Origin of the sequence: Mucilaginibacter flavus (assembly GCF_030409315.1) — a bacterium.
GTDB lineage: Bacteria > Bacteroidota > Bacteroidia > Sphingobacteriales > Sphingobacteriaceae > Mucilaginibacter > Mucilaginibacter flavus.
In genome coordinates this window covers 1-12,582 of record NZ_JAUFPS010000073.1, presented here as the reverse complement: position 1 = coordinate 12,582, position 12,582 = coordinate 1, and the positions used below count along the sequence as shown (strand labels likewise).

The 12,582-nt window shown below is 41.2% G+C and carries 10 protein-coding genes; 6 read left to right on the top strand and 4 right to left on the bottom strand.

Translation table 11 applies throughout. The features are described from left to right. The first annotated feature begins 302 nt into the window (after positions 1–302). The 3 genes from QWZ17_RS23670 to QWZ17_RS23660 all read left to right on the top strand — a co-directional run bounded on the left by QWZ17_RS23670 (position 303) and on the right by QWZ17_RS23660 (position 3,989). Positions 303–2,795 carry an AsmA family protein gene (locus QWZ17_RS23670; RefSeq protein ID WP_290307798.1) on the top strand — a complete coding sequence of 831 codons (2,493 nt, stop codon included), beginning with the start codon at positions 303–305 and terminating at the stop codon, positions 2,793–2,795. Positions 2,796–2,911: 116 nt separating this feature from the next. Beyond that, on the top strand, positions 2,912–3,070 hold the full coding sequence (locus tag QWZ17_RS23665; protein ID WP_290307797.1) for a hypothetical protein: 159 nt from the start codon (positions 2,912–2,914) through the stop codon (positions 3,068–3,070). Positions 3,071–3,128: 58 nt separating this feature from the next. Further along, on the top strand, positions 3,129–3,989 hold the full coding sequence (locus QWZ17_RS23660) for a sigma-70 family RNA polymerase sigma factor (RefSeq protein WP_290307796.1): 861 nt from the start codon (positions 3,129–3,131) through the stop codon (positions 3,987–3,989). Between the two features lie 265 nt (positions 3,990–4,254). On the opposite strand, the gene QWZ17_RS23655 is transcribed toward QWZ17_RS23660, so the two are convergent. Both QWZ17_RS23655 and QWZ17_RS23650 read right to left on the bottom strand, forming a co-directional pair. Then, a complete protein-coding gene (locus QWZ17_RS23655) occupies positions 4,255–4,446 on the bottom strand; it encodes a cold-shock protein (protein WP_290307799.1) in 192 nt (63 codons plus the stop codon). A gap of 148 nt (positions 4,447–4,594) precedes the next feature. Further along, positions 4,595–6,535 (bottom strand): alpha-amylase family glycosyl hydrolase, encoded by a 1,941-nt coding sequence (locus QWZ17_RS23650; protein WP_290307795.1) that lies wholly within the window; start codon positions 6,533–6,535, stop codon positions 4,595–4,597. A 643-nt stretch (positions 6,536–7,178) separates the two neighbouring features. Between QWZ17_RS23650 and QWZ17_RS23645 the strand changes: the two genes are divergently transcribed. Both QWZ17_RS23645 and QWZ17_RS23640 read left to right on the top strand, forming a co-directional pair. After that, the gene (locus QWZ17_RS23645) at positions 7,179–7,730 is read left to right on the top strand and encodes a hypothetical protein (protein ID WP_290307794.1); all 552 of its coding nucleotides are present in this window, start codon (positions 7,179–7,181) and stop codon (positions 7,728–7,730) included. A gap of 100 nt (positions 7,731–7,830) precedes the next feature. Then, positions 7,831–10,011: a TonB-dependent receptor family protein gene (locus QWZ17_RS23640; protein ID WP_290307793.1), complete on the top strand. Its 2,181-nt coding sequence runs from the start codon at positions 7,831–7,833 to the stop codon at positions 10,009–10,011. A 158-nt stretch (positions 10,012–10,169) separates the two neighbouring features. Here QWZ17_RS23640 and QWZ17_RS23635 read toward each other — a convergent pair whose 3' ends face one another. Then, positions 10,170–10,544 (bottom strand): response regulator, encoded by a 375-nt coding sequence (locus QWZ17_RS23635; RefSeq protein WP_290307792.1) that lies wholly within the window; start codon positions 10,542–10,544, stop codon positions 10,170–10,172. 172 nt (positions 10,545–10,716) lie between these two features. After that, positions 10,717–11,289 carry a thymidine kinase gene (locus QWZ17_RS23630; protein WP_290307791.1) on the bottom strand — a complete coding sequence of 191 codons (573 nt, stop codon included), beginning with the start codon at positions 11,287–11,289 and terminating at the stop codon, positions 10,717–10,719. A 184-nt stretch (positions 11,290–11,473) separates the two neighbouring features. Between QWZ17_RS23630 and QWZ17_RS23625 the strand changes: the two genes are divergently transcribed. After that, the gene (locus QWZ17_RS23625; protein ID WP_290307790.1) at positions 11,474–12,484 is read left to right on the top strand and encodes a DUF8457 domain-containing protein; all 1,011 of its coding nucleotides are present in this window, start codon (positions 11,474–11,476) and stop codon (positions 12,482–12,484) included. Positions 12,485–12,582 lie beyond the last annotated feature (98 nt).

Below are 12,582 nucleotides of genomic sequence, written 5' to 3'. Positions count from 1 at the left end.
CTGCCCTAAACAGGCTGGCATAAAGCCGCCTTAATAAAACAAAATTAAAAATTATTTGATAATTAACACAGAATCTCTCTCCGTCAAGCCGCAAAGAGGGTTGGAAAAAGAGACACAAAACCCCTCTCCCCTCTATGCAACGAAGTTGGAGAGAGGGGAAGACGGGCGTAGCCTCGTCGGGGTGAGTCGTCCCTTGGTTGATCTCTCTACTCCCCTCTCCCCCCTTCACAACCAAAATGTTTATATATTTATATATCAAACAAATACACACCCTAAACCCTTTTATCACTAAATAACACGCAATGCCTAAGTGGATTAAAATAGTTTTAAAAGTAATTGGGGCTTTAGTGGCTGTGGTAATTGTTGCCTTTGTTGGTATCACCATGTACATTGTTTTTAATAAGGAAAAGGTGCTTAAAATGATGACCACCGCGCTTAATAAAAACCTGAACGGCACGCTTACCGTAGGCAAGCTCGATCCCACCTTCTTCAGGGGTTTCCCCGGCGTATCTGTTACGCTTAAAGATGTGGTTATTAAAGACGCGCAATGGAATGTGCACCACCATACGCTGCTTGATGCAAAAGATTTTGATGTATCTGTTAACGCCGCGGCGTTATTTCATGGCAGTGTGCAAATCAACAAGATAGATATTAATGATGCCAGTATAGATTTATTTACCGATAGTACAGGCTACAGCAATACGTCGGTTTTTAAAAGTAAACCTAAAGACAAAAACGCGCCGAAAGACACCAGCAGTTCATCAACCCAAATAAAACGCTTTACACTCAACAATGTAAACTTTGTAGTTGATGACCGCAAAGCCTATAAACTTTTCAAATTTGAAGTGCAGGATGTTGATGGCCGCATGGAGTATCCTTCAACAGGCTGGCATGCGTACATTGACCTCAAAACTTTGGTTAAAAGCTTTGCCTTTAATACCCGGCAGGGTAGTTTCATGAAAGGGAAACAACTATATGGCAAGTTTGACATTACCTACAATGAGCCAGCTAAATTAATCACCGTGGCGCCCGAAGTTTTGAATATTGGCGAAGCCGCCTTTACTATCGGTGGCAAGTTTAACCTGGCCAAACCCGACGTTGATTTTGTACTCAATATTGTTAACGATAAAATTTTGTGGACCACAGCATCACACCTTTTATCCCCCAATATTAGCAAAAGCCTTGATATGTTTAACATTGATGAACCTATCGCGGTTACCTGCGATATTGCAGGCTCCTTTGGCGGTGGCGGCGATCCATCCATATTTGTTACGGCCAATGTGAAGGATAATGTAGTTACCATACCGGGCAACAAAATTGAAAACTGCAGTTTTAAAGGCATATTCTCAAACAACTATGTTAACGGTAAAGGTTTTAATGACGATAACTCTGTGATAAAACTTTACCATTTTAACGGTACTTATAAACAGGTTCCTTTTACTATTGATACCGCTTTTATTAATAATTTGAACGTACCTGTGGCTACGGGCATCTTTAAATCGCACTTTGATATTGCAAAACTTAACCATGCCATTGGCGATGATGACCTTAGGTTTACCAAAGGCTACGCCGATTTAAAGCTGGCCTATAAAGCCGACCTGGTTAACTTCAAAATTTCAAAACCCAAACTGGCCGGTACCATCAGCGTTAAAAATGCCGATGTAAGTTATGTACCCCGCAACCTCAACTTTAAAAACACTGCCTTTACCATCAAATTTGCAAAGGACGATTTGTTGCTGAATGGCATTCGCCTGCAAACCGGTAACAGTGTAGTGTTTATGGAAGGTAGGGTAAACAACTTTTTAAACCTATATTATACCGCGCCAGAGAAAATTTTACTTAGCTGGCAGGTGCGCAGTCCGCAATTGCATTTGGCCGAGTTTTTAGGATTTTTAAACAGCAGGCAACCGGCCGAGCCTGTTAAAAGCGCGGCAGGGCGTAAAACCAATATCAACAGCGCCTTAAGTGTGGCTTTTGAAAAAGGCAGGGCCGAAATTCATTTACGGGTTGATAAGGTATACTACAAAAACTTTTTAGCAACAGATGCCACCGCCGATTTCCTGATGGCCGATAACGCTATTAAGGTGAACAACGTGAGCGTAAAGCACGCCGGAGGCTCCCTAAAACTCAATGGTAACTTTATACAAAGCGGTGCGGTAAATGATTTTACCGTTAATACAAAGATTGATAATGTAAATACCAGCGGCTTTTTTGCAGCGTTCAACAATTTTGGCATGCAAAACTTCACCTCCAAAAACCTCACCGGCTTCTTATCTGCACAGGCGCACCTTACCGGAAAAATAAACAGCGTAGGTAATATTGTACCACGTTCTTTAAAAGGCCTGGTTACTGTCGATTTGAAAAAAGGTTCGTTGTTAAACTTTACGCCAATTACCAGTGTAGGTAAATTCGCGTTTCCGTTTCGCGATCTTAAAAACATCAAATTTGAAAACTTAAACATGAAGTTTGACGTAGACGGTGATAAGATCAATATAAGCCCGATGCAGATAAATTCAAGCGTGCTTAATATGGATGTGGCAGGGGTTTATTCCATGTCGCACGGCACTAATATAGCGTTGGATATCCCTTTGCGTAACCCTAAAGGCGATACGGCGATAGTAGATCAGGCCGAAAAAAATAAAAAACGCATGAAAGGTATTGTGCTGCACATTTTAGCAGCAGATGGCGATGATGGTAAAATAAAGATCAAATGGAACAAAAACCGAGATAAAAAAGACGACAAGGACAAGAAGGGTAACGATAATAATACAAGTGAGGAAAAAGGAAGTGAGTAGTTTAAAATAAAAAGCTATATTAGCCTCATTTTAGCTATATCAAATACTTGTATTTTTGACACAATAATAGCAATTAAAACCGTATCTTTGTGCATCCATTTAAGAGATATCACAATTTGATTAAACAATTACCGGTTACTGCATTATTCGATATTGTAAATGCCGCGCGTCCTAACGCCACTTCAAGAGCCAACCCTCGTTTTATAAATATCCCGGGTTTAGAAAAAATTATAGGAGCATCGTTTAAATCATCATATTTTTATATTGCAGGTTAAACCAACCTTGTGAAATCTTATCGGAAGTATATAGCTGTAAAAAAATCTATTAATAAAAATGAGACAACTCAAAATATCCCAATCCATTACCAATCGTGAATCTCAGTCACTTGAGAAATATCTTCACGAGATAGGTAAAGTAGATTTAATATCTGCCCAGGAAGAAGTGATTCTGGCGCAAAAGATCCGTGAGGGCGACCAGGCCGCATTAGAGAGGTTAACTAAAACCAACCTTCGTTTTGTGGTGTCTGTGGCAAAGCAATATCAAAACCAGGGCCTTACTTTAGGCGATTTGATTAACGAAGGAAACTTAGGCCTTATTAAAGCGGCCAAACGTTTTGATGAAACCAAAGGCTTCAAATTCATTTCATACGCAGTATGGTGGATTCGCCAGTCAATATTATCTGCCGTTGCCGAGCAATCACGTATTGTGCGTTTACCTTTGAACCAAATTGGCTCATTAAGCAAAATTCACAAAGCGGCATCAAAATTAGAACAAGAATACGAAAGACAGCCAACACCAGAAGAATTAGCTGACGACTTAGAAATTTCTGTTGATAAAATTGCCGATTCATTGAGCAATGCAGGTCGTCAGATTTCTATGGATGCTCCTTTCATCCAGGGTGAAGAAAACACCTTGCTTGACGTATTGCAAAGCACCGATGCTGCAACTGATACCGAACTGATGATGGATTCATTATCACAAGAGATCAAACGTTCATTAGGTATTTTAGCCGAGCGCGACCGTGAAGTTATCATCCTTTTCTTCGGCTTAGGTGGCTATGCAGCTCATTCGTTAGAAGAAATTGGCGAGAAGTTTAACTTAACCCGCGAACGTGTACGCCAGTTAAAAGATAAAGCTTTGATGCGCTTACGTCATAACTCAAAATCAAACCTGTTGCAATCGTATTTGAACTAATCGAATTTTAACAGCAAATATAAAAAGCGCGGATGACCAAAGTTATCCGCGCTTTTTTGTGGGAGTAATCAAAAAATCGTCATTGCGAGGTACGAAGCAATCTCTACGTAAGCAAATCGGCCTTGCATAGTTTGCTCTGTAAAGTTTGGAGATTGCTTCGTACCTCGCAATGACGGGTGAAAATATAGAAACCTACTTCCATAAAAAAAGCATCTGCTCTTTTCAGAACAGATGCTAATACGATTATAATAATAGTTTATTGTTATTAAGCTACTTTTACATTTACCGCGTTTAGGCCTTTTCTGCCTTGCTCTACGTCGTAGGTAACGCTGTCGTTTTCACGAACTGTGTCGATAAGGCCTGAGGCGTGTACAAAAACTTCGGCACCACCATCTGTTGGTACGATAAATCCGAAACCTTTGCTTTCATTGAAAAATTTTACTGTTCCTTGCATTATATTTTTATTTAATTAGGCGAAGTTACATTTAATAAACCAACAATCAACTATAAATAAGGCAATTAAGTTTATAAGCCACAAAATCAAGCTAAAAACAAGGACCCCAAAAAACATCCGGGGCCCTTATTATTAACAAGTTAGCTAATATTTAATGTGCTAAAGCGGCACTGCTGTACATATGATACTCGCCCGGTGCAAGTGATATGGAGTAGTTAACTGAAGCGACATTGATGCTTGCGCCGGTTAAAACATCGGTATAAGTACCTGTTGATGGGAAGCCGATTTTACCGGTTTGCGCGGCCACATCAAAATTACCCACCAATACCACATTGGCGCTGGCATCTTTTAACTGGATGCTTTTAATGTAGCCTCCTAAATCGTAAGAATAGTTGGTAGTTGCAAACACCGCGTTCTTTTTACGGATGTTGATCAACTGAGCATATATACTATATAAATGCCTGCGGAGCGGGTCGTTATTGTAATTCCACAAAATAGGTTTATTACCTGTGCGCCCGTTGTTATCAATGGTGATATCATACCCAAGCTCGCCAAACTGCCAAAACATTTTAGGACCAGGTACCGAAAATAAAAACGCGGCGGCCATTTCCTGGCGTTTTAAACCCGTAGGTATGTCCTTTACATTATAACTACCAGACGCGTTTCCGTAAGCCTCGTTCTTAAACATCAGGCGCTCCTCATCATGGCTTTCAAAATAGCCAACCAATTGGTTTGGCAACGTAAAGGTGTGCTGGTCATAAAAAAGACCCTGGAAATTCCAGTCGGTTGTATACCCCATGGTGGCCTGGTTAGCGTTATAATTCAGATTATTCCACATAATCATGCCTTCGCCGGCCAGTTCCTTCTCTTCCTGGTTAGCAGCAAAATGCTCAAGAATTACGTAAAAGTTATTGTTATCAATGCTTTTGATGTAGTTGTTGTAATCTTTCCATATGGCTACCCTACTGGCATCATACTGGCTCCAGGGAGTAACGTCGGCATCCGCGGTACCATAATTAACCTGTGTAAACCCTTTGGAAAGGTCAAACCTGAAACCATCTATCTTATACTCCTGCATCCAAAATTTCAATACATTTTTTACAAAGTATTTAGTCTCGGCTTTTTCGTGGTTAAACTGGTAGCCTACGTTATAAGGGTGTGTAGGATTTACGTTATACCAGGGATTATCGGCCGTTGGTTTACTCGCGGTTTTATCAAAATACATTTGCACCATTGGCGACTGGCCAAAAGAATGATTAAGTACAATATCCTGAATTACGGCTATCCCCCTTGAGTGGCATTCGTCAATTAATGCCTTTAAAGCATTTTTAGTACCATAATATTTATCAGGAGCAAAATAGAATGAAGGATTATATCCCCATGAAAGGTTTCCTTCAAACTCATTGATGGGCATCAGTTCAATAGCGTTAACGCCAAGATTTGAAAGATAGTTAAGCGTATCCTTAAGGGTTTGGTAATTATGAGCAGCGGTAAAATCGCGCACTAATAATTCATAAATTACCAGGTTCTTTTTATCCGGGCGGGTAAACGTGGTATTTTTCCAGGCATAGGCAGGTTGATTAGCCTGCAATACGCTCACATTACCGGTAGTTTTACCGGTTGGGTAGGCTTTTAAACCTGGGTAAGTAGTTGCATCAATATAGCTGTCGTTATCCGGGTCGAGTACTTTCTCGGTGTATGGATCGGCCACACGCAGGGTACCATCAATAAGGTATTGATAGCCGTATTCTGTATTAGGGTCAAGACCATCAATCTGTATCCACCAGCGTTTGCCATCTTTGGTATGGTTCATGGCATATTTGGCGTCAGCAGTCCAACTGTTAAAATCGCCAATTACACTTACCGATGTTTTTGATGGCGCGTATAAATTAAGGATTACCGATTTACCCGAGTTGATGTAAGTAACCCCATCAACCGCCCCCGCCGGCAGGTCTTTTCCACCGCTCATCACGGTTGTTGTAGTATCACCGGGAACGTTCCCGGTATTGCCTACAGGAGAAGATTTCTTGCATGAAGTAGATCCAATCACCAGCAAGGTGACCGCCAAAAAGTAAACATTTTTGATTATCATATATTTTGTATTTATAAAATTGGTTCTATAAAAGTAGCCGGATTTTTTCTATTTAAGCACAGGATTGCTTATAATAAAATTCCATTGGTTTAAAAGCAGGAAGTCAACAATGAAAATCAGGCGTTTACAAAAGTATATATTTAGGTTTAAAGAAGCAAGAAGTAGTTTGGGTGGAAAAAAAGATCAAACAACGACGTCATGCAATCAGAAACAAAGGCTGTCAGTCATCGGCGAGTTGACTGATTAGTCGGGGCGAATACATAATTTAGATGAAATGGTTAATTTGATTTGAGGATCTGGTTAATATTAATCCGATGTGATGTTCGGCGACAGAACACTGATTTTTTATTTAAACATCCATTCATGCGATCATGGCAAGAAGGACATTTTACATGCACAATAGCCGATAAAAACCTAATAAGCGACCTTATAGGAATTTGTGGGAACCTTTTTTTAAGATTTTCATGACCAGCAGCTAATTATTTTCGTAAAGCAGATGTTATTAGATTCGATCTTAACAAAACAAAATCCCATCCTGAAAATACAGGATCTATACAGAATTTAAACAATATTCAAAACCAGGCTTTTTCACATAGTTTTTTTCACAAATAATGAGTAGCATTGTAGCCATTTAGAATCATTCTTGAAAAGAACCTTTGCCATCGTATTGCTCATTGCCCACCTTTTTAACATAGGTGGCTATATGCTATTGAGCCAATACCTGGTTTACCAGTCTGATAAATTTGCAAGCGAGCAAATCAGTAAAGATCAGTATGATGCAGCTAATCTTATCGAAGTAAAAATTCCACAACATATGCCGCAGGTGCAGGATTGGAAATCATACGCGCGGATATCCGGGCAGATAAGATTCAACAACGCGGCTTATAACTACGTAAAGCTTAGGGTTACCAAAGATACTTTATATGTACAATGCGTACCCAACTACCAAACTACTAAATTGCTTACCGCCAATGTTATTACTGCTAAGCAGTTAAACGACATCCCCGTAAATAAAAAAACGCATGAATCATCTGGCAAAAAATCGGGTATCGATTTTAAGTATGATCATCCGGTAATGACCTATTATTTTGCTCCACAGGTTTTCGCAATTCAAAACTATCGCAATTCAATTTCTATCAATATTGATCAGCCGCTGATTTTAACAGCAGGCCGACCGCCGGCGTTTCTTTCCTGATCAACGCCTTATCCTTAAAACATATTGATTAAACAACGCTGCGCGCAGGCATACCTATGTATTGCCCTGCAGCTAACTTTTAGCTTATAAATTGAAATTGATGAATAATTTTTATAGAATATCTCTCCTTGCTTTATTTGCAGCTACATCGGGTATGGCCCAGGCACAAAAAAGCGTAAAAGACACCCTAAACCTCGATAGCGTAATTATTAAAGAAGGTAGGGCCAAGCACCTGCCCAATATACAAGGCACCTATATTTTTGCCGGTAAAAAAACTTTTTTAGTTTATCCCGATGCCGGCAAAGCCAACCTGGCTACCAACAATGCCCGCATGACTTTAGCTAAAATACCAGGCTTTAACGTTTGGGAAATGGATGGTGCAGGCTTACAGTTAAACATTGGTACCCGTGGTACCGATCCACACCGTTCTATTGAGATGAATATGCGCCAAAACGGCTACAACACCAATTCAGACGCGTTTGGCTATCCCGAAAACCACTATAATGTACCATTTGAGGCCATTGCCGAAATTCAGTATGTACGAGGTTCGGCAGCTTTACAATTCGGTCCGCAGTTTGGTGGTATGGTTAATTACAAAATTAAAGAAGGCGATAGCACCAAGGTATTGGGTTTTGAAAGCAACCAAACTGCCGGATCAAATAACTTTTTCAACTCGTACAATGCAGTTGGCGGTAAGGTTGGTAAAGTAAGCTATTACGCTTTTTACTCTACCCGCCGTGGTGATGGCTGGCGACCAAACGCTGCTTTTGATTATCACTCCTATTATGCTAACATCAAATACCAGTTTAACAGCAAAGGAAGCATCGCCTTGCAGTTTTCACGGTCAGATTATGTTCAGCAAATTGCAGGTGGCTTAACCGATGCCCAGTTTGCCGAAAACAATCGCCAATCGTTCAGGGCACGTAACTTTTTTAATCCCGAGATCAATATTCCGGCATTGTTATTCAACTACGCCTTTAACCCGGATACCAAACTGGAAGTTATTGCTCAAGGCCTGTTTGGGCAGCGTAATAGTGTACAGTTTATTAACACGCCCAATATTAAAGATACTGTTAATACAAGCTTAAAAACTTTTAATCCACGCCAGGTAGACCGTGATTATTACGCTGGTTTTACAACCGAAGCCCGCCTGTTACACTCTTACAAATTAGGCGATTTAAAAAGCACCTTCACTACAGGAATAAGGTATTTTGAAGAAACCACCAAACGTAAACAAAAAGGCGTAGGTACCATAGCATCTGATTTTGACCTGAGCCTGGTAAAACCTTACGCTATCGACCTAAACCTGCGCTCGTTTAACTTTGCCACCTTTGCCGAAAACATTTTCCAGGTTACGCAGGCATTTACCATAACGCCCGGTGTAAGGTATGAAGTAATTAACTCAACCACTTCGGGTTTTATAGCCAATGGTGCTACAAATGTGGGTTACAAAGGCAATCGTAATTTCCCGGTGTTTGGCACCGGTTTGCAATACCAGTTTGCCAACGGCAGCCAGTTGTATGCCAATGGTTCGCAAGCCTATCGCCCATATCTCTACGCGGCCGTTACCCCTGCCGATAACTTAACAGTTATTGATCCTAACATTAAAGATAGCCGTGGCTACAGCTTCGATTTGGGTTATCGTGGTCACATCAGCTATATTTTTAACTATGATATTGGTGGCTTTTACGTGCGCTACAACAACCGCGCGGGTACCATTAACCAGGTCGACGCTCAAAACGTAAGTCACCTGTATTTAACCAATGTGGGTAATGGTACAGCTAAGGGTGTCGAGGCTTTCACCGAAGTATCTTTATTACGCTCGTTTGATTCGCACGCAAACAGTGATCTGCGTTTATTTAACTCTTTGGCTTATACCCATGGCCGTTATGTAAGTGGTGCCATCAACGTATCGGGCAAAAACGTAAGTTTAGTAGGCAACCATTTAGAGAACGTACCAGACTGGATCAATCGCACAGGTCTTACCTTTCTAAGCGGACCGGTAAGCAGCACCCTGCAATTAAGCTATACCAGCAAAAGCTTCAGCGATGCCAACAACACCGTATCAAGCTCAACCGGGGCTATAGGTGTGGTACCGGCTTACCATGTTTTTGATTGGTCGTTTAACTATAGTTTCCTTAAAAACTACCACATCAGCGCCAGTGTAAACAACATAGCCAACGCCAAATACTTTACCCGCCGCATTAATATGTACCCCGGCCCTGGCATTCTGCCCGCCGATGGCCGCACGTTTAATGTAGGCTTTGGCATAAAACTATAACTTGTAGACTTTAGGACCACTGGACTCGCGGACTGTTAGACTTCAGGACTATTAGACAAAGGACTTTTAGAGCAAAGAGCCCTGCTTTAAAAGTCCTTTGTCTTTTGTCCTGAAGTCTAACAGTCCCAAAGTCCAATAGTCTCAAAGTCCCAAAATCCTTATTCCACAACGGCGTGTTTCTTCACAATTGCAATCAGTTCGGTTAAATCAAATGGCTTTTTAAGATATCCATCGGCATTACCGGCTTTGGTTATCTCTTCAATATTATTTACTGCCGATATGATCACTACCGGGATATGATTGGTGGCAGGGTCGCCTTTAAGGCCTTTACTTATTTCCTGACCGCTGGCATCACTTCGCCAATCGGTAAGCCAATTATCTAACAGGATCAAATCGGGATTTATTTCATGAAGTTTTTTCAAAATCCGGGCACTATCTGACGCTACCACCTCGTACTTTTCCTCCTCCAAAACGTAAACAATGGTGTCCCGGATGTCTTTATCATCTTCAATCACTAAAATTTTCTTGGCCATAGTTGTTTATCGGTACTAAAGGATAAATATAATGACAATTAATTAATAATTATAAAATTATCCTATAATTTACTTATTAATTACCCACTTTTGTTTAATACAAAACAACAAAATGACCCGTTTTTGTTTTGGCAAAAACAACTTATAATGTAAATATTACGGCGAGAAGATGTTAGCTATTGTAGCAGATACGGCAGCGAGGCTCGTAGCTCTCTTTTTCGCCCAGCAGGATGCGGGCATTATCGGGCACCAACCGATAGGAGTACATTGCCGGATTACCACATTGTACACAAACAGCATGCAGCTTGGTTACCGATTCGGCAATGGCCATAATAGCGGGCATGGGGCCAAAAGGGCGACCTTTAAAATCCATATCCAACCCGGCCACAATTACGCGGATGCCGCGGTTGGCCAATATGGTGCATACTTCGGGAAGCTGGTCATCAAAAAACTGGGCCTCATCAATACCAATTACGTGGGCATCGTTGGTTAGCAGCAATATTGCCGAGGCGCTATCTACAGCGGTTGAAGTAAAGCGGTTGGCATTATGGGATACAATGGCATCTTCGCCATAGCGAGTATCAGCTTTGGGGCTAAAAATCTCTACTTTCAGTTTGGCTATCCGGGCGCGGTTAAGCCGCCTGATCAACTCTTCGGTTTTACCCGAAAACATGGAGCCGCAAACCAGTTCAATGCTGCCGCCAGATTCACTTTTACGCCTAAAAACATCCTCGTGATAAACCATTCCCCGTGTTAAATTCTAAATGATAAATACTAAACTCTAAATTGTTCATTTAAAGTAGCGCCCGGTAAAAACAAAAGACAGACATTGTGTATTGTATACGCAAACCGTAACCCATACCTTAACGGGATGTCAAATATCAGAATTTTATCCTACTTTTGGTAAGCATTTTCCTAACATTGAAGCCATGAAGCAAATGGACGTATTTAAAAAGATAGGTGGTATTTTACAAGAGCTTAATGACCAATATGATTACCTGAGAGCCGAAAGCAGTGATTTGAATGAACTGGAACTGGAGCTTTTTGTAGCCAACGCCCAATTTCTAAGAGATCACGCCGAAATACTCCGCAAAATGCACGAGCGCGAAGCTCCAGTTATTGAAAAGCAGGAGCCGCCCGTTGTGATACCAGAGCCGGTTATTGAAAAACCTAAACCGGCAATACCCCCAACCGCAAGCAAGCCCGAACCGATATACGAACGCCGTTTTTTTGAGCCCGTTGTTCAGCAAAAACCTGTTATTGAAACTAAACTGGAACTAAGCACCGAGCCTGAGCCAATTGTACCGGTACCATTTAATCACGTAAAAATTGAAGCCCCCGAAATTGAACTGGTAAAGGAAGAACCTGTAGCTGAAATTGATCTTAGCCCGGTAAGTTCTGGCGATTCTTACTCTTTTGAACGTGAGGAGCCGGAAGCGCCCGTACAAGAACTTGATTTGAACGAAGCTACCGAACCCGAGCCCGAACCGGCTCCTGTTGCTGAAATACCAGAGCCCATAGTAGTCGCTGAGGAAAAACAGGTGGTTGAACCGGTTACTCAGCCAGAGTTATTTAAACCACTGGTACCCAAAACCGAACCGGTGAAGGAGGATGATAAGGTACTTACCCTTAATCAAAAAATATTTGCCCAAAGAGCCGAGAAGGACAACAACACAGCCGCACAACCCACCGCGTTGCCTATAACCGACCTAAAATCGGCCATTAACCTGAATGATAAACTACTTTATATAAAAGACCTGTTTAACGGTTACAGCCTGGCGTACAGCGAGGCTATTGAAATAGTAAACCGCTTTAACACCTTTGAAGAAGCCGAACGTTTCCTGAAAACCAACTATGTTGCCAAAAACAACTGGGATAGCAAACCGGCAACTACCGAAAAGTTTTATACTTTATTAAGGAGGAGATATCCTACGATTTAGTCATTAGTCATTAGTCTGTCTTGTCCTGAAATAGGTTTACACTAAGTAAACAAAAATGAAAGGACAAAAGACAAGGAAGGAGCGTTTAGCTTCACAGG